We start from the raw sequence: 16,731 nt of genomic DNA, 5'->3' as shown, positions 1-16,731 counted from the left end.
CTCTCAACGCGCGGGGCCCTTGGCGCCATGAAACTTGGTCAAGAGCGCAAGAAGTGTTTGGCGTTCCTCGGCGGTCAGGCTGTCGGCGCTCGCCGCCTCATGGGCAAGGAACTTCGGCATGGTGCTCGCCACGAGGCTCTCGCCCTTGTCCGTCAGGCGCAATTCGACCGAGCGCCGATCGTCCGCCGGGACGCGCCGCGCGACCAGCCCTTTCTCGCCAAAGCCTTGCACGATCTTGGCCATGTGCGAGCGCTTGATCATCAGCGTCTGGGCGAGCACACCTTGGCGGATGCCCGGGTTTTCGCCGATCAGGATCAGGACGGAGAGGCTGCCGGGCTGAAGACCATCCCCAGCGAAGGTTTCGAAGAAATCGGTGAAGGCGCGCATTTGCGACAGCCGCAGATGGAAACCCAGACTGCGCTCCAGCGGACCAAGGCGGATGGCTTGGTCGGCCCCTACTGTTCCGAGCGAGGGATCAGGCCGGGTGAGGACGTCGCTCTCTTTCGTTTCCGCGTCGTCGAACCCGTCCACCGCCTCAGCCCTTCCTGTCGAGTGCGACCTTGCCGGCGCGCTTCTCTAGAAAGGCGCGAAGACGCTCCTTGGCCTCCGGGCTCGTCTGGGTGAAGGAGGCCATCAGGCTCTCCACGAACAGCCCGTCCTCGGAGCTCATGTCCTGGATGCGCGGCAGTGCCTGGATCACCGCGTAGTTCGACAGGGGCGCGTTGCCGGCGGCAGACTTGGCGATGGCTTTGGCCCTGTCGAGCGCCGTGCCCTCGTCGACGACATATTGAACGACGTTCCACTGTTCCGCGAGGGCGGCGTCGATCACTCGGCCGGACAGCATGAGATCGGCCATCCGGGCCGCCCCCATCAGCCGCGCGATCCGCACCGAGCCGCCACCGCCGACGAAGATTCCCCGCTGGCCCTCGGGGAGCGCGAAGAAGGCGGACTTGTCCGCCACCCGGATATGGGTCGAGGCCGCGAGCTCCAGCCCGCCGCCAACCACTGCGCCATGCAGTGCCGAGACCCAGGGAATCTGGCCGCGCTCGATCGTCGCGAAGATGCGATGCCAGCGGCGCGAACCGTGGATGCCTTCGATCGGGGACTTTTCCGAATGTTCGGCGAGATCCAGCCCCGCGCAGAAATGCGGCCCATGGCCATGAAGGACAGCCGCTTTGGACGTCTGTTCCACTCGGGCGACGGCCTCTCCGATCGCCTCGACGAAACGGTCTGAGATGGCATTGCGCTTGTCCGGGCGGTTGAGGCCGACCAGGGCGATGGGGCCATCCTCTTCGATGGTCAGAAACTTCGAAATCTCCGCGTCGCTCATCGCTGGCCCTGTTGCGTCGTCACTCTCAGGATTGAGCACGCATCGGCCGGGCGAGTCAATTTTGTTTCCGTGTGGATTGTTTTCATGTGGACAAGAATGGCGCGCTTCGCCACCATGGCTTGGTTCGCGGGAGGTGGAGGTCGCAAGCCCGCGACAGGGAGGTTGCAGTGAGCGAACGACAGGAGGCGGCGCGGGAACGCACGCCGACCGGAGTTGGCGAGGCGCTGGTTTCGCAGACGATGCCGCTGCGTCCGTCGCGAGTGTGGTCGCCCGAATTGGTGACCGAAGAGCACCCCGACGGTAGCATCGTCATCTACCAGACAGGCAAACTGCCCCCTTATCCGAAGCGGATTACCGAGCCTTTGCTGACATGGGCGGAAAGGGCTCCCGACCGAACGGTGTTTGCCCAGCGGTGGGCCCTGGGCGCGCCAGGATGGCGCCGGATCAGCTATCGCGAGATGGTCGCCCGGGTCCGTGCGTTGGGTCAGGCTCTCCTCGACGGGCCGGCTTCGGTCGAGCGGCCGGTGATGATCCTCTCCGGCAACGACCTCGAACACGCGACGCTGGCGCTCGCCGCGATGCATGTCGGTATTCCCTATGCGCCGATCTCTCCGGCCTACTCGCTGGTCTCGAAGGATTTCGGCAAGCTCAAGGACATTGTCCGTGACCTGACGCCCGGACTCGTCTTCGCCGCGGACGGCGATGCGTTTGCTAAGGCGATAACGGCGGTACTGCCCGAGAACGTGCCTGTCGTCCTCGGCAAAGGCGAAATTGCCGGCCGTGAATGTCTTGCCTTCGACGATCTTCTGAACACCGAGCCCACTAGAGCGGTGGAGGCGGCGTTCGATCGCATCGGCCCTGGCACCATCGCCAAGTTCCTCTTCACTTCTGGTTCGACCGGTTCGCCCAAGGGCGTGATCCAGTCGAACGGGATGCTGGCCGCCAATCAGGCAATGGTGGCGGATTGCTACCGCTTCCTCACCGAGGAGCCGCCGGTTCTGGTCGACTGGGCGCCCTGGAACCACACGGCGGCCGGCAACAAGGTGTTCAACCTGACCTTCTGGAACGGAGGCAGCTACTATATCGACGAGGGCAAACCGAGCCCGCAGGGCATGGACGAGACCTGCCGTAATCTGAAGGAGGTTTCGCCCACCTGGTACTTCAACGTGCCGAAGGGCTACGAAGAGCTGACCCGCCGCTTTCGCCACGACGACGACTTGCGCCGGGCCTTCTTCAAGGACCTCAAGATGATGATGTATGCCGGGGCCGGCATGGCTCAGCATACCTGGGACGAACTGGAGCGCTTCGCGCTGGAGACCCTCGGCCAGCGTGTGCGGCTGGTCAGCGGGCTAGGGTCGACCGAGACCGGCCCCTTCGCCATCGCCGGCACCGACCCGCAGCCCGAATCCGGCAATATCGGGATCCCGGCGCGCGAATGCACCCTGAAGCTCGTACCGACGTCCGGTCGTCTCGAAGCCCGGCTCAAGGGTCCGAACATCACGCCCGGCTATTGGCGCCGGCCCGAACAGAGCGAAGCCGCCTTCGACGAGGAGGGTTTTTATCGGCTGGGCGACGCCTTGCGTTTCGCCGTGCCGGGTGATGCCTCGAAGGGTTTTCTCTTCGACGGCCGTGTGGCCGAGAACTTCAAGCTGGACACCGGCACCTGGGTGGCCGTGGGGCCGCTGCGGGCGGCGCTGGTCGACCATTTCGGCGCGGCGATCCGTGATGCCGTCATCGTGGGGGAAGGGCAGGACGAGATCGGGGCGCTCGGCCTGCCGGACATCGCCGAATGTCGCCGGCTGGTCGGCCGTAAGGCGGAGGTGTTGGACGATGCCGGCGTTCTCTCGCATCCTGATTTGCGGCAGATCTTGCAGGAGAGGCTGACCGAATTCGCGGCTCAGGCGACCGGCTCGGCCAATCGGGTATGTCGCTTGATACTCATGGAGACGCCGCCCTCGATCGATGCTGGCGAGGTCACAGACAAAGGCTCGCTCAACCAGAGGGCCGTGCTCGCAAACCGCCCCGATCTAGCGGCGGCTCTCTATCGGGATGACGATCCGCGGCTGATCCTCGCATAATCGCATCGCCGTGCCTCAGGACCGGTCTGCCTGCCATGTGATCAGGGAAAGCCCACTTATTGGTCAAACGCGCAAGTTTTAAGCTATCCGGCTCGTCGGCTTCCCCCGCAACCGCCTGACTCTCAAAGCTTCGTGAGTTCGGTCGGGACTTGGCACGGCACTTGATAGCGAGGGATCGGGCCGCTGTTTCAGGCGCCATCCCTCCAGGGTCGTTTCGCGATCGAAAGTTCCGTTGCATGATGAAATCCCGCTTCCCCTCCCGGCATCGTCTCGCCGCGGGCCTCGGCTCCTGCACGCTGCTACTCCTGTCGCAGGCCGCCGCGCTCGCCCAGGAAGCCCAGGCCACCGCGAGTGAAGCCGCCACGGCCGTGGCGCCCACCGTCGACAAGGGCGACGTCGCCTGGATGATGACGTCGACGCTGCTCGTCCTGTTCATGACCATGCCAGGCCTCGCCCTGTTCTACGGCGGGCTCGTGCGGGCCAAGAACATGCTGTCCGTCCTCATGCAGTGCACGATCATCGCCGGCGTGATGATGATTGTCTGGGTGCTGTGGGGCTATTCCTTCGCCTTCGGCGGCGGTACCTCCTATTTCTGGGGCGGTCTCGGCAAGCTGTTCCTTGCCGGCGTCACGGTGGACTCGACCTCGGCCACCTTCTCCGACGGCGTCGTCATTCCCGAATATCTCTTCATCGCCTTCCAGATGACCTTCGCGGTGATCACGCCGGCGCTGATCGTCGGCGCCTTTGCCGAGCGAATCCGTTTCTCGGCGGTCGTCCTGTTCACGATCCTCTGGTCGACCTTCGTCTATTTCCCGGTCGCCCACATGGTGTGGGACGGCGCGGGCCTGATCTTCAACGGCGTCCTCTCGGGCGGCGTCGCAGCACTCGACTTCGCCGGTGGCACGGTCGTCCACATCAATGCGGGCATCGCCGCCCTGGTCGGCAGCGTGATGGTCGGCAAGCGCGCCGGTCTCGGCCGGGACATGATGGCGCCCCACTCGATGACGCTCACCATGGTGGGCGCCTCGATCCTGTGGGTCGGCTGGTTCGGATTCAATGCCGGCTCGAATCTGGAATCGACCGCCGCCGCCGTGCTCGCGATGATCAACACCTTCACCGCCACGGCCGGCGCGCTCGTCGCCTGGTGTGCGATCGAGGCGGCCATGCGCGGCAAGGCCTCAATGCTGGGCGGGGCCTCGGGCATCGTCGCGGGCCTCGTCGCCGTCACGCCTGCATGCGGCACGATCGGCCCGGTCGGCGCGATCGTGCTCGGCGCGATCGCCAGCGCCGGCTGCTACTTCTTCGTCTCCGTGGTGAAGAACGCCCTGAAATACGATGACAGCCTCGACGTGTTCGGGGTCCATGGTATCGGCGGCATCATCGGCGCGGTCGGCACAGGCATCTTCACCTCCTCGGCGCTCGGCGGTGTCGGCTATGGCGAGGGCGTGACCATGATGAGCCAGACTTGGGCACAGATCGTTGCGGTGCTGATCACCATCGTCTGGTCCGGTGTCCTCTCGGCGATCATCTACAAGATCGTGGACCTGATCGTCGGTCTGCGTCCGACGACCGAACAGGAGCGCGAGGGCCTCGACCTCGCCTATCACGGCGAGGTGGCCTACCACTCCTGATCCTGTCGCAATCCCTGGCGCCGATCCGAACATTCGGTGCTGGACCTGTTCGCACAGCCTCGGTCGATTTCCCTGATCGGCCGGGGCTTTGCCTTGCCGTCTCCTCTCTTCGGACGGAGCGTTTCCTGGCCCGAACCCTGGCTGCGCCTAGCTCGTTACCCCGAACGATCTGAATCCAAAGCCGCTTGCGAACGCAATGCGGGATGCGACGGAGTGTGACGATGAAGGCAATCAAGCTGGCCAAGCCGGGCGGTCTCGACAAGCTCTCGCTGGTCGATCTCGGCGATCCGGGTGAGCCGGGCTCCGGCGAAATCCGCGTCCGCATCCACGCAAGTTCCCTCAACTTCCACGACTACGGCGTGGTCTCGGGGCGGATGCCGAGCGAGAACGGGCGCATTCCGATGTCGGATGGCGCCGGCGTGGTGGAAGCGGTCGGCGCGGATGTCGAGGAGTTCAAGGCCGGCGATCACGTCGTCTCGTGCTTCTTTCCCAAATGGCAGAACGGCGAAGCGGCCGTCGCCGACTTCAAGACGACACCCGGTGACGGCGTCGACGGCTATGCGCGCGAACTCGTGGTGCGACCGGCAAGCTGGTTCACCCACGCACCCAAGGGCTACACCCACGCCGAAGCGGCGACGTTGACGACGGCCGGGCTGACCGCATGGCGCGCCCTCGTGGTCGATGGCGGGCTCAAGGCCGGCGACAGCGTTCTCACCCTCGGCACCGGTGGCGTCTCGATCTTTGCCATGGAACTTGCCAGAGCTATGGGCGCGACCGTGATTTCCACCTCCTCCTCGGACGAAAAGCTCGAGCGTCTGAAATCACTCGGCGCAGCCCATACGATCAATTACAAGACGACCGAGAACTGGGGCGAGCGCGTCCTCGAATTGACGAACGGTCGCGGCGTCGATCACGTGGTCGAGGTGGGGGGTCCGGCAACGCTCGGACAGTCGATCACGGCCTGCCGGATCGCGGGACATATCGCTCTCATCGGTGTCCTGACGGGGCGGTCGGGCGAAATCCCCACTGCCGCCCTGATGGCGAAGCAACAGCGCCTCAAGGGCCTCATCGTTGGCAGCCGGCAGCACCAGATGGATTTCGTCCGCGCCCTCGAAGCGACGGGGCTCAAGCCGCAGATCGACCGGAGCTTCGCGCTCGACGAGATTGCCGACGCCTTCCGCCATGAGGAATCCGGCGCCCATTTCGGCAAGATCTGCCTGGAATTCTGAGGACCGCAGCGTCCCCGATCTTAGCGGCCGAACAGCCAGAGGACGATCGAAGCGACGATGCTGAGGACCAGGCAGGTGACGATGGGCAGGTAGAAGGTGGTCTCGCCGCGCCGGATGATGATGTCGCCCGGCAACTGCCCGAGGCCGAGGCGGCCGATCCACGGCCAGGCGAGGCCGATCGCCACGATGACGAGGCCCAGGATGATCAGTGTCTTCGACATCGGCGCTCCCTCGTTTCCATGCTGCCCGGGATGTGGGAAACCCCTGAGAGCTTTTCGACCGCCAATGAAAGGGACCCCTTGAACGAACGGGACGGGGCAGCCGAAATCACCGTATGGCTCAGTGAGCTTCCGGCGATCGGTGAGGCCGAACTCAGCGCCTATCGCACGATCCTGAATGCCGAGGAGCGGCAGCGCTACGACCGCTACAAGGTCGAGGGCGCGCGAACCGAATATCTGGCCGGCCGCGCTCTTGTGCGCACGGTGCTGTCGCGCCACGCCGATATCGCGCCCGGCGACTGGCGCTTCCAGCCGAACCGGTATGGGCGGCCGGCGGTGGCCCCGGAGCAGGCGGACGCAGCGCCTGGCCTCGTGTTCAACCTGTCCCACACGCGGGGGCTCGTGGCGCTCGCGGTCGGTCGCCACTGCGATCTCGGCGTCGATGTCGAATGGATCGCGCGCTCCAGCGACCTGCGCGGGCTGACCGACCGCTATTTCGCCCCGGACGAGGCCGCTCATGCACGAGCGGCCGGAAGCGACGACGAATTGACGGAACGCTTCTTTGCGTTCTGGACGTTGAAGGAGGCCTATATCAAGGCGCGGGGAATGGGGCTGGCGCTGCCGCTCGACGGCTTTTCCTATTCGATCGATGCCGAGCCGATCGCGATCGGCTTCACCGATGCATGTCCCGACGATCCGGGGCGCTGGCGTTTCCTGCGGCGCGAGGTCGGCGCGGAGCACCGGCTGGCGATCGCCGTTTCAACGGCTTCCGACTTCGTCGACGTTCGGTTCAGGAAGGCGGTCCCGATGAGGGAAGAGACTATCGAGGAGATCGGTTCGACGAGGCTCGACGCCCGGGGGCGGGCGGTCTCGTGAGACTCTATGCAGTCGCCGATTTGCATCTGGGCTTTGCCGCCAATCGCGAAGCTCTGGCCGATATCGCGTCCCGGCAGGACGACTGGTTGATCCTGGCCGGCGATGTGGGCGAGACCGAGCGCCATATGCGCCTGGCGTTCGACGCGCTTCTGCCCAAGTTCCGCCGTCTGGTCTGGGTGCCCGGCAATCACGAACTCTGGGCGGTGTCGGGCAAGGATGCGGAGCCGGGAACGGCCGCGCTGCGTGGCGAAGAGCGCTACCAAGCCTTCGTCGAACTCTGTCGCAGCTACGGCGTGCTGACGCCCGAGGACGAATATCCGGTACTCGACATCGAAGGAACCCGTGCGCGGTTGGTGCCGATGTTCCTGCTTTACGACTACAGCTTCCGCCCGGACCATGTGGCGGAGGCCGATGCGCTGGCCTGGGCGCGGGAAGGCGGCGTGCGTTGCGCCGACGAGCAGTTCCTGTCGCCCTATCCCCATGGGGGTCGGGCGGACTGGTGCCGGATCCGTTGCGAGACGACCGCGGCCCGGCTGGACGGCGTTGACGATGGACTGCCGACCGTTCTCGTCAATCACTGGCCGCTACGCGAAGAACTCGCGAAGCCGCCGCGCATTCCGCGCTTCTCCCTGTGGTGCGGGACACAGGCGACGCGAGACTGGCATCGGCGCTATCGCGCCAGGGCCGTGGTTTCGGGCCATCTCCATATGCCATCGAGCCACGTGATCGACGGCGTGCGCTTCGAGGAGGTGTCGTTCGGCTATCCGAAACAATGGAAAGGGCGGCGCCATCCCGATGCCGCCCTCCGCCGGATCACGATCTGATTGCGCCCGACCCATTGCCCGAGGCAAATCGGCCGGCTGAAAGATGTGTTCAGGCCAAAAGAAAACCGGAGACGATACATTGTTCGTCTCCGGTCTTGTCTGGTTTCACGAGCAGATTGCCCGGATTTTCTGCGCCCGATAGGACGTTCGTCTTACGCCACAACAGTGAGGACACCGACCGTCAGGAGCAGGGCGGCGGAGATGAGGGCGGTGACGGCGACGGCCTGGACGGCTTCGTTGCGGAGGATGCTGTGGACCATGGCGGCGACCTTTCTGAACCGCGATTGCATGTGACCCGCATTTGGAGGTTTTCGCCCTGCTTCGGCAGTCTGTTTGCGACATGGAATGACGGATCGCGAACATTCGTCAGCGTGCCTAAAAAACAGTAAGCTCAGAGCAAGCTTATTGGGCAGCGATCCCTCGCTGGCGTGTCCCGATGCTCCTCCTCGTTCTGTCGATTAAACAGCTGAAAAATAATCGGAAAATCCGGAGTATTTGAAGCGTCGGCGAACCCCGCGAACAAGGGATTGCACCGTTGCCGAGACCGGGAACCGGCGATGTGCATTTCTGGGGCAATTTTGCATAACATCTATGCAGAAATCGGTGGTCTTGAACGCGACGCAAGGCTCGCATTCGAGGCTCGCTTTGTCCCGATTGCGACGCTTGGGATATCCGTCCTGCGTCGCTGCTCGGCTTGGCAATACGGGCCGGGAACGCGGTAGAGCGTAGCGCGGCCGGCGGCGCCTCGCCCCGCGAACAGGAGAGCGATCAGGGAAAGAAACGTTAAATAAAGGTAAATATATCGCCCCCCGGCTCATTGGCGCTCCGTCTTGGCACCAGGGATGAGACCTCGGCCCGCTTCGAGGGGGCATGGACCCTGAGAGAACCTGGCGTGATAGAGGCAGGCTGCCTCTTGCCTCGGCTTGCAGAGCGGTCTCGACGCGCAGGCCTGTCGCGAGACACGCGATCGCCGAGCTATTCTGCGCCCCGATTGCCGAAACGCGCTGGAAAAGTGTCCCACCAGCGCTGTTCGTCGAAGCTGTGATGCGGCATCTCGGTTCGAGAGTGCATCCTTGCGCTCAGATCGAGTGGGAGAAGATGTCTTCCTCGTCCCAGCCGGCGAGATCGAGCTTCACGCGCGTCGGCAGGAAGGCGAAGCAGGACTTGGCGAGTTCCATCCGGTCTTCGCGATCGAGCCGCTTGTAGAGCACGCCCATGATGTCGTGCAGATAAAGAACGTCGGAGGCGGCATACTCCACCTGGGCCGGTGACAGGGTTTCCGCCGCCCAGTCGGAGGATTGCTGCTGCTTGGAGAGATCGACGCCGATCAGTTCGCGCGCGAGGTCCTTCAGCCCATGCCGGTCGGTGTAGGTGCGCGTCAGGCGTGAGGCGATCTTGGTGCAGAAGATGCCGTCGGTCATCGCGCCGAAGGCGTGATAGAGCGCCGCCACGTCGAACCGGGCATAGTGGAAGATCTTCGTTTTCGAAGGGTCCTTGAGGAGCGTCACGATGTTCGGCGCCTCGGTCTGACCCTTGGCGATCTGCACCACATCCGCCGTTCCGTCTCCGGGGGAAAGCTGGACCACGCAGAGACGATCGCGCCGGGTGTTGAGGCCGAGGGTTTCCGTGTCGATGGCGACAGGGCCGGTGTAGCGGGAGAGATCGGGAATGTCGCCCTTGTGCACGCGAATGGTCATGGTTTGCCTTTGCGAATCGAAATGCGTCGTTTCCGATAGCGGATTTGTCGAAGTCGCGGGAAGGGGTGGAGTGTCGAGCGCTCACAAAAAATGGCGGCACCCTGGGGCACCGCCATCAGTGAAACGCATGCGTCGTTCCGGTTTACTTGGGCCGAACCACAGACCCGTCGGGCGTCACCGGCTCGGCCGGAACGGCGACCGGCTGCTCGGTGGTCGGAACAGCCTGCGCCGGCTCGAGGGTGAACTTCGAAACGCCGACAGCCGCGTTGATCCCTTCCTGGGCCTGCACGCTGATCGGCTGGAGCATGTAGCTGTCGTTGGAACCGCCGACGAGCACGTTGGCCCCGCCGCCGACGAGGGCCGAAGCTTCCGCGGTGGCGCCGACATAGGTGCCGGCGAGCCCGCTCTCGCGATAGGCATTGCCGTCCGGCATCACCACGGCCCAGGTCATGACCGTGCGTCCGGTCACGCCGACATCGAGTCCGAACGTGTCGAGCGTGCCGGCATAGACTTCGCGCGCACCGCCGCCGGCGGGCGTGAATTCGCAGACGAGATCTTCCGACGAGCCGATGATGAAGCCGGTTGCCCCGTCGCTATGACAGCCGAGCGTGCCCACCTTGACGGCCGCCGAGGCGGGCGTCGTCGCGAGTGGCAGAGCAAGTGCGGATGCTGCGGCAAGGGCCGCGATTGTTCTGGCGGTTTTCATTGAATCATTCCTCTTGAGAGCGATTGTCCGCTTCGAGGTGCCAAACTGCGAGGCCGCTGCCTGGTTCCGTAAATTGACCTTGCGTCGGCGTAGAAAAATTCCACGTTCTTTCGAAATATCAATGGATTGAGACGGGCATCCTGAGACGCGAAGAAGCCACCCCGGGGAGGACGGGGTGGCTTCGGAAACTGTCCGGCTTCGGGAGGGAGGGGGAGAGGGCCGGACAGCGGGGGACTGGTGAAATGCTCAGTGGCAGTGGCGGATGCGCTTCCAGACCCAGAGCTTGTTGCCGCACTCGTCGTAGCCGGCGAAGACCTTCTTCTTCTTGATATGGCAGACCTTGTGGTGCTTCACGTGGTGGTACTGCTTCTTGTGCCAGCCACCGGCCTGGGCCGGGGCGGAGAAGACGGAGGCGGTGGCGACGATGGTGGCCAGAGCGATGAGGGTGTTGCGGATCATGGGGCTCTCCTCGGGTTCGTTCGATACCCGGTGAGTGAAAAGCCCAGAGTGAAAAATGCGGGCCGCGGCGGCGGCCGAGAGGAAACAACGCCTCCCCATTTCAAGATCACTGATATCCTGATGAAAAATCCGATCGCGCCAGGCGAGTTGGCTGACGGCAAATGTATTTCTTAACGATTGCGGGATACATCTATAGCAATCTGAAATTGTCGAGGTGAATTTATTCGATGCGCTTGACCGCATTCGCCCGTCTATTAACGGAAGCTTAGTAGTAATTCGATCCTATCATATGCGGTGGTCGTGCGTGCATCATATGCCGTGGTGGCAAACGCATGGAGGTCGGAAATGGCGCGTCGGGGGAGACCCGCTCGCATTTCCGTGTTCTCGGACCGATAGTGACGGATCGCTTGTACCGCGCGAGACATGAGGATCGCGCTCGTGCTTCGTCCCGATCATCCCGCCCGTCAGCGGTGGAAAAGGGAATGCAGGCGGATGCAACTGAGCGACAATCTTGCGGCGCGCGTCGTCGAAGAGATGAGACGGGCGAGATGGAAGATCGCCGATCCTCTCCTTCATGACGCGTTTCGACAAAAGAACGAAGCCCAGATCCGCCGTGCGGTCAGGGGTGGCCTCTGGACTGCTGTCCTCACCTATCTCCTTTACGGACTGTTCGACGCATGGCTGTTTCCGGATGTCGCCGGCAGTCTCATCGCGACGCGTTTCGCACTCGGCATCTTCTTTCTGACGCTGACCGAGTGCTGCATCCGCTTTGAGTGTTCGCTTTCGCGCCTGCAAATGGTTGCCGCCGCCGCCCTCGTGGCGGGAGGCGTGGGCTGGCTGCTCGTTGCGACCCAGACCGAGCACCAGAATGCGCTGTCCGACTTCGTGGTGTTCGGAACCGTGTTCATTCTCGGCTCCAACCTCTTTTTCAATTTCCGCTTCTGGCTTTCGGCGATTTCGTCGTTGCTGATTACCGGCTTCTACGCCGGCATCGTCTATTTCCGGCTCGACGTGGGCCTGACGACGCGCACGATCCTGTCGATCTATTTCATCAATCTGTGCGCCCTGTCGCTCTATCTTTCCTGGCGTCTCGGCGTCGAGCGCTATCAGACCTTCCTGCATGGTCTGCATGCGGAGATGCAGGAAAACGAAGCCAAGGAGAAGGGCCGTCAGCTCGTCGAGATCGCCAATACGGATCCGCTGACCGGCCTGAAGAACCGGCGGGCCTTCACCCGTGAATTCGATCTCATGCGCCGCCTCTGGCTCAACCGATCCGTGACGAATATCGGGGTGCTTCTGATCGACGTCGACTATTTCAAGCGCTTCAACGACCGGCTCGGCCACCAGGCTGGAGACGACTGTCTCGTCAAGCTCGCGCGCACGATCCATGAGACGGCAGAGGCCAATGGCTCCATCGCCGGACGCTATGGCGGCGAGGAGTTCGTCGTCCTGTGCGGGGTGGAGGATTCTGAACAGCTCAGCGCCTTGGCGGAGCGGCTGTGTGAAGCCGTCGAAGGGCTCGGCATCGATCATCCGGACCGGAGCGATGGCGGGAGTGTGGTCACGATCAGTGTCGGCGCATCGATGACGCGCCAGCCGATGGGGGCCGACCTTAATACCCTGCTCCAGGAGGCAGACCGCGCGCTGTACGCTTCGAAATTTTCCGGCCGCGCGACCTATACGATCTTCGACCCGGAGACGATCATCGAGGAACAGGCCAGACAGAACCTTTCGGAACTCCTCGACGTGGCGATCGAAAAGAACCTGGTCTCGGTCGTTTACCAGCCGCTGGTCGATGCCGAGTCCCATGAATGCCTCGGCTTCGAATCTCTCATGCGCCTCAAGGATCTCGACCACAGCGCGATCAGCCCCGCCGTGTTCATCCCGCTTGCCGAGAAAACCGGGGCGATCATTCCGCTCGGTCTGTGGATGATCGACCGGGTGTGCGCCGACATGGCCGAGCGCAAACTCGGCGCGATCGTCTCTGTGAACGTGTCGTCCGTCCAGTTGCGCGCACCGGGATTTCCCTTGCGCCTCGCCGAAACGTTGGGCCGGCACGGCATCCGGCCGCAAAATCTCGCCCTCGAGATCACCGAAAGCGTACGCTTCTCCTGCGAGCCCCAGGCATTCAACAATGTGATGCGGATTCGCGAACTCGGCATCCAGGTCTGGCTCGACGATTTCGGCACCGGCTATTCAGGGCTGGAGCTTCTCCGGATGGGGCAGTTCGACCTGATCAAGATCGACCGCAGCTTCCTCCATGATTGCGAGACCCGCGAGGGCTATACGATGCTGCGCGACATCATCTCGCTCGTGCGCAATCGCCGGTTCCGCGTGCTCGTGGAAGGCGTCGAGACCGAGGAGCAGGCCAGGCTCCTGCGCGACATGGAAGTCGACATGATGCAGGGCTTCCATCTTGGTCGCCCGAAGCCCATCGACGAACACGACATCGAACGGCTCTTCCACGTCGCCTGACGAAGGTCCGGCGGCTTCGCCTTCCCGACTTCATCCTTCGTCCGGGCGCGAGCCACGAGGATCGCTCTCCACGCGGGCCAGGCTGCCTCTCCTCAGCGCCGCGTGTCACTTGACCTCAATGATCGAGCGGCTGAGCACGCTGCTTGCGGCAAGGTCGAGAAGTCGGAATTCGTAAAACCCCGGCTCCTGCGGCATGGCAAAGCTCAAGGAGGCTTCCGATCCGAGCTTCTGGGCCGTGATCCAGGTGAAGTCTGCCTGGTCGCGCCGGGCCAGCGAAATGCGTTGGCGCTCGCTCTGGGAGGAACTGGTCCAGTCGACGGTGACGGACGCACCGGGCGCCGCGGTTTCGGGGGCGTCCAGCGAACCGCCCGTGTCGATCGCAGCGTTTTCGTCCACAACCTCGATCATGGTCGTGGCGATGGTCTTCGAGCCCTCGTTCAGGACGTAGCGGATTTCGTACAGGCCCTTTTCCTCGGGCGCCTTGAAGCTGATGGTTGCGGCACCCCGGACCCGGCGATAATCGCTGAGCTTTTCGGCGCCGGCAGGGGCGATCCCGACATAATCCCGGTGGTGTGGCGGCGTACCGTTCAGTGCGACGTCGATCTCGCCACCCGCCCGTACCGTCTCCGGCGCCGTCAACTCCATCGCCGCGTTGACGACCTCGACCGGCGTGGATCCCAAAGTCTTGCCGCCCTCGTTCAGGACATAGCGAACCTCGTACATTCCCGGATCGGAGGGGGCGACGAGATTGCCGGATTGAGCGGCCTTGACCCTGCGATAATTGCCCGAGGTGCCGGGATCGGAGCCGGCCGGAACAATGATGACATAGTCCCGTGAGTGGATGGTCTGGTTCCAGGCGACCTCGAAGCTCTGCCCGGTGGTGATTGTTTCCGGTACGGTCAGACTGATGGTCGCCCCCGTTACCTCGACTGGAGCGGACGCGAGGATCTTGCCGCCCTCGTTGAGGACATAGCGGACTTCATAGAGACCCGGATCGGAGGGGGCGATCAGAGTGCCGGACTCGGCGGCTTTGACCCTGCGATAATTGCCGGACGTGCCCGGATCGGAGCCGGCCGGGACGATGACGACATAGTCCCGCGAGTGGACACTCTGGCTCCAGGCGACCTCGAAGCTCTGCCCGGTGGTGACGGTCTCCGGCACGGTCAGGCTGATGGTTGCGTCCGTGACCTCGACCGGCGCGGAAGCGAGGGTCTTGTCACCTTCGTTGAGAATGTAGCGAACTTCGTAAAGGCCGGGATCGGAGGGCGCGACGAGAGTGCCCGACTGTGCGTCCTTGACCCGCCGGTAATTGCCGGAGGTGCCGGGGTTCGAACCGGCCGGAACGATGACGACATAGTCCTGCGAGTGGATTGCCTGGCTCCAGGCGACCTCGAACCGCGCTCCGGTGGTGACGGCTTCCGGCACGGTGAGGCTGATGGTTGCATTCGTGACCTCGACCGGCTCGGATGCGAGGGTCTTGCCGCCCTCGTTCAGGACATAGCGAACCTCGTAGAATCCCGGATCGGAAGGGGCGACCAGAGTGCCGGACTGGGCGCCGCGCACGCGGCGATAATTCCCCGATGTACCAGGGTCCGAACCAGCTGGCACGATGACGACATAGTCCTGCGAATGGACGCTCTGGCTCCAGGCGACCTCGAACCGTGCTCCGGTCGTCACTGTTTCCGGAACGGTGAGGCTGATCGCCGCGCTCGTGACTTCGATCGGCGCCGAGGCGACGGTCTTGCCGCCTTCGTTCAGGACATAGCGGACTTCGTAGAGGCCCGGATCGGCTGGCGCGATGAGATCACCGGATTCGGCGTCGCGCACGCGGCGATAATTGCCCGAGGTGCCGGGGTCTGAGCCAGCCGGCACGATGACGACATAGTCCTGATGGTGAATGCGCTGCCCCCATCTCACGTCGAAGCTCGACCCGGTCGTGGTCGTTTCGGGCACGGCAAGGGTGATCGCGGCGTCGACGATCTCGATCGGCGCCGAAGCAACGGTCTTGCCGCCCTCGTTCAGAACGTAGCGGACTTCGTAAAGACCCGGATCGGCCGGGGCGACGAGATCGCCGGACTCGTCGTCGCGTACACGCCGATAATTGCCCGACGTGCCGGGATCGGAGCCGGCGGGAACGATGACCACGTAGTCCTGATGCTGGATGCGTTCGCTCCAGGCGACATTGAAGCTCGATCCCGCCGTGGCGCTTTCGGGCACGGTGAGCGTGATGGCCGGACCGGTGACCTCGATCGGTTTCGCCGAGACAACCGACCGGTCGGAGTCGCGCACATAGCGAAGCTGATAGGCGCCCGGTTCGCTCGGCGCGGTGATCCGGCCGGGCTGGCTCGATCCTGCCCGGACGTGATTGCCGATCGTGTCGTCTTCCGCATCGGCCGGCACGAGCGTGACATAGTCGCGCTCGTCGAGAACGGGGCTCCAGGTGACCTCGATATCCTCGCCTGCAACCGCCGTTTCCTCGGCCGCGAACTCGACGCTCGTCGTTTCCTCCACCGGCTCGGTCTCGGCCGAGACAGTCTCGCTCACGAAGCTCAGGGCCTCGTTCAGCTGTTCCGCATCCTCGGCCGCGAAGAACTGCCCGCCAGTCTTCTCGGCGATGCAGGCGAGCGAACGCCGATCGTCGTCGCCGACATCGAAGCCGATGACATGGGCGGTAAAGCCGACGCCGGTTTCCTCAAGCATTTCGGCAAGCGCGCAAGGGTCGCGGTTGCAACTCTCGATGCCATCGGTGACCACGACCACGGTTGCATTGCGGTCGCGATAGGACAGACCGTTGGCTGCCTGTTCGATGGCGCTGGTCAGCGGGGTCTTGCCGCGCGGGACGATGGAGCGGGCCGTCTCGAGAAACGCACCGCGATCGGTCTTCCCAAGCGGGACTAAGGTCTCGATGTCGTTGCAGTCGCCTTGGCGCCGGTGGCCATAGGCCATGAGCCCGATCTGGGTGCTTTCGGTCCAGTCGCCCAGAAGGTTGGCGATGGCCTCGCGGGCGATCTCGATCTTGGGCCGGCCTTCAATCTGTCCCCACATGGAGTTCGAGCCGTCGAACACCACCATCACATCATCGGCTGCACGAGCCTGTCCAACGGACAGGAACCCGATCATCATGAGGGTGATCCAAAGAAGCGGCCGCATCGACATCTCCCGTTCTGCAGTCAGGACCGCGCCATCATGAGAGCGATTCCTGACCTTT

General features: G+C 63.7%; 13 protein-coding genes. 6 read left to right on the top strand and 7 right to left on the bottom strand.

Going from position 1 to position 16,731, the window contains the following annotated elements:
- Window positions 1–3 precede the first annotated feature (3 nt).
- Window positions 4–531, bottom strand: a complete 528-nt coding sequence (locus MF134_RS17590; protein WP_255340791.1) for a MarR family winged helix-turn-helix transcriptional regulator — start codon at window positions 529–531, stop codon at window positions 4–6.
- A 4-nt stretch (window positions 532–535) separates the two neighbouring features.
- Window positions 536–1,330 (bottom strand): crotonase/enoyl-CoA hydratase family protein, encoded by a 795-nt coding sequence (locus MF134_RS17585; RefSeq protein WP_255340790.1) that lies wholly within the window; start codon window positions 1,328–1,330, stop codon window positions 536–538.
- A gap of 167 nt (window positions 1,331–1,497) precedes the next feature.
- Here MF134_RS17585 and MF134_RS17580 point away from each other — a divergent pair, with 167 nt between their 5' ends.
- The 3 genes from MF134_RS17580 to MF134_RS17570 all read left to right on the top strand — a co-directional run bounded on the left by MF134_RS17580 (window position 1,498) and on the right by MF134_RS17570 (window position 6,268).
- The gene (locus MF134_RS17580; protein ID WP_255340789.1) at window positions 1,498–3,408 is read left to right on the top strand and encodes a feruloyl-CoA synthase; all 1,911 of its coding nucleotides are present in this window, start codon (window positions 1,498–1,500) and stop codon (window positions 3,406–3,408) included.
- 236 nt (window positions 3,409–3,644) lie between these two features.
- Window positions 3,645–5,039 (top strand): ammonium transporter, encoded by a 1,395-nt coding sequence (locus MF134_RS17575; RefSeq protein ID WP_255340788.1) that lies wholly within the window; start codon window positions 3,645–3,647, stop codon window positions 5,037–5,039.
- Between the two features lie 221 nt (window positions 5,040–5,260).
- Window positions 5,261–6,268 carry a zinc-dependent alcohol dehydrogenase family protein gene (locus tag MF134_RS17570; RefSeq protein ID WP_255340787.1) on the top strand — a complete coding sequence of 336 codons (1,008 nt, stop codon included), beginning with the start codon at window positions 5,261–5,263 and terminating at the stop codon, window positions 6,266–6,268.
- 20 nt (window positions 6,269–6,288) lie between these two features.
- Here MF134_RS17570 and MF134_RS17565 read toward each other — a convergent pair whose 3' ends face one another.
- Complete coding sequence (locus MF134_RS17565) at window positions 6,289–6,489, bottom strand: DUF2905 domain-containing protein (protein WP_255340786.1); 201 nt, start codon at window positions 6,487–6,489, stop codon at window positions 6,289–6,291.
- Window positions 6,490–6,567: 78 nt separating this feature from the next.
- Between MF134_RS17565 and MF134_RS17560 the strand changes: the two genes are divergently transcribed.
- Together MF134_RS17560 and MF134_RS17555 are read left to right on the top strand one after the other, a co-directional pair.
- Window positions 6,568–7,362 (top strand): 4'-phosphopantetheinyl transferase family protein, encoded by a 795-nt coding sequence (locus MF134_RS17560; RefSeq protein ID WP_255340785.1) that lies wholly within the window; start codon window positions 6,568–6,570, stop codon window positions 7,360–7,362.
- Entirely contained in the window at window positions 7,359–8,186 is an 828-nt protein-coding gene (locus tag MF134_RS17555) for a metallophosphoesterase family protein (protein WP_255340784.1), read from the top strand. The genes MF134_RS17560 and MF134_RS17555 overlap by 4 nt, the downstream gene beginning before the upstream one ends.
- Before the next feature lie 1,079 nt (window positions 8,187–9,265).
- Here the strand turns inward: MF134_RS17555 and MF134_RS17550 are convergent.
- From MF134_RS17550 to MF134_RS17540, 3 genes are all read right to left on the bottom strand, one after another.
- Window positions 9,266–9,883, bottom strand: a complete 618-nt coding sequence (locus tag MF134_RS17550; RefSeq protein ID WP_255340783.1) for a ribonuclease D — start codon at window positions 9,881–9,883, stop codon at window positions 9,266–9,268.
- A gap of 142 nt (window positions 9,884–10,025) precedes the next feature.
- Complete coding sequence (locus tag MF134_RS17545) at window positions 10,026–10,589, bottom strand: DUF992 domain-containing protein (protein ID WP_255340782.1); 564 nt, start codon at window positions 10,587–10,589, stop codon at window positions 10,026–10,028.
- A gap of 246 nt (window positions 10,590–10,835) precedes the next feature.
- Window positions 10,836–11,048, bottom strand: coding sequence for a hypothetical protein (locus tag MF134_RS17540; protein ID WP_255340781.1), 213 nt, complete (start codon window positions 11,046–11,048; stop codon window positions 10,836–10,838).
- 492 nt (window positions 11,049–11,540) lie between these two features.
- Between MF134_RS17540 and MF134_RS17535 the strand changes: the two genes are divergently transcribed.
- The gene (locus MF134_RS17535; RefSeq protein ID WP_255340780.1) at window positions 11,541–13,523 is read left to right on the top strand and encodes a putative bifunctional diguanylate cyclase/phosphodiesterase; all 1,983 of its coding nucleotides are present in this window, start codon (window positions 11,541–11,543) and stop codon (window positions 13,521–13,523) included.
- Between the two features lie 105 nt (window positions 13,524–13,628).
- On the opposite strand, the gene MF134_RS17530 is transcribed toward MF134_RS17535, so the two are convergent.
- Window positions 13,629–16,673: a vWA domain-containing protein gene (locus tag MF134_RS17530; RefSeq protein WP_255340779.1), complete on the bottom strand. Its 3,045-nt coding sequence runs from the start codon at window positions 16,671–16,673 to the stop codon at window positions 13,629–13,631.
- Between the last annotated feature and the right edge of the window lie 58 nt (window positions 16,674–16,731).

Source organism: Jiella marina (assembly GCF_024359545.1).
GTDB lineage: Bacteria > Pseudomonadota > Alphaproteobacteria > Rhizobiales > Rhizobiaceae > Jiella.
Note: the sequence above shows the minus strand (reverse complement) of the source record. Positions and strands in the feature narration are given on the sequence as shown.